Origin of the sequence: Bacteroides caecigallinarum, from assembly GCF_016902295.1 — a bacterium.
Classification (GTDB): domain Bacteria; phylum Bacteroidota; class Bacteroidia; order Bacteroidales; family Bacteroidaceae; genus Phocaeicola; species Phocaeicola caecigallinarum_A.
Window position 1 is genome coordinate 1 of the sequence record NZ_JACJLQ010000188.1, and the last position, 318, is coordinate 318.

The window sequence follows — 318 nt, forward strand, 5'->3', positions numbered from 1 at the left end:
GCGTCGAAGGCGTGGCGCGAGCCACTCTGGAGCGTATGGAAAAGCAAATGTAGGTATAAGTAACGATAAAGGGGGCGGGAAACCCCCTCGCCGAAAGACTAAGGTTTCCTGATCAACGCTAATCGGATCAGGGTAAGTCGGGACCTAAGGCTCAGCCGAACGGCGAGGCCGATGGCAGAAACGGTAAAGATTCCGTTACTACCTCCAACGGTGACGTGGAGACGCAGCAGTGACACCACCGCCGGCTGACGGAATAGCCGGTTAAAGAGTGTAGACGTCGATTCCCGCAGGCAAATCCACGGGAAGAGTCGAACTTGA

The 318-nt window shown here is 55.7% G+C and carries 1 rRNA gene; it reads left to right on the top strand.

Annotated features, from left to right (window positions below):
- Window positions 1–318: ribosomal RNA gene (locus H6A27_RS14770) — 23S ribosomal RNA — on the top strand; the annotation flags it as partial.